At 38.5% G+C, this 779-nt stretch carries 1 protein-coding gene; it reads right to left on the bottom strand.

Translation table 11 applies throughout. The features are described from left to right. A partial coding sequence (locus WMO62_RS15775; protein ID WP_349145276.1) for a transposase occupies positions 1-779 on the bottom strand: 779 nt, incomplete at both ends.

The raw sequence follows: 779 nt of genomic DNA, 5'->3' as shown, positions 1-779 counted from the left end.
TCTGCATCTTTTGCAAAGTTTACAGCACGATACGGATTCTCATGATACTTTTTGTCCGTCGTTTCTTTTTTGTACATGGTAAATTTCATGTATTTTTCCATGCCGTGTTCTTCACAATAAAGATAATTATTGTAAGAACCGTATCCGGCATCAGCAACCGGATATTTCGGATAGTGACCATATGTGCGATTGAATTTTTCCATCAAAGGCACAAAGCATTCCATATCGGATGCATATGGTTTTACGTCGATTACAGCTATGTATTCATCACAGATGGCTGCCTGTAGGTTGTATGCCGGAAGTAGCTGATCGTTTCCCATGTAATCACGCTTTAAACGCATGAAAGTTGCATCATGATCTGTTTTGGAATAACTGTTTCTTTCTTCTCCACAGGTCTCGATATGATATGCATAGGATTTCAAACGTTCCAGATATTCATGCAATTCTTCGTATTGTTTTTGTTGAATGCTTTTTCTATGACCACGTCCGGAAACGAAAGAAGTTTCATCCAGTCCAGTTGTTTCTTTGTACATCGTAAGTAATTCAGAGACATAGTCAACCGCGTACGCTTCACGCTTTTCAAATTTTATTCCGAGATATCCAAGTACTTCCAGATTCATAGCATCAATCAAGAGTGAAATCTTGTCAAAGACTTTCTGCCGGTTTTTCACACACGATTTTTTCCATACCCAGGTATATCGATTGGCATTTGCCTCAATTTTTGTCCCGTCAATGTATGTATGCTGCAGATCCACGTGATCTTTGGCAAAAATATATGA

It is taken from the genome of Hominiventricola aquisgranensis (genome assembly GCF_040096225.1).
Classification (GTDB): domain Bacteria; phylum Bacillota; class Clostridia; order Lachnospirales; family Lachnospiraceae; genus Hominiventricola; species Hominiventricola aquisgranensis.
This window is presented reverse-complemented; position numbering and strand designations above follow the sequence as displayed.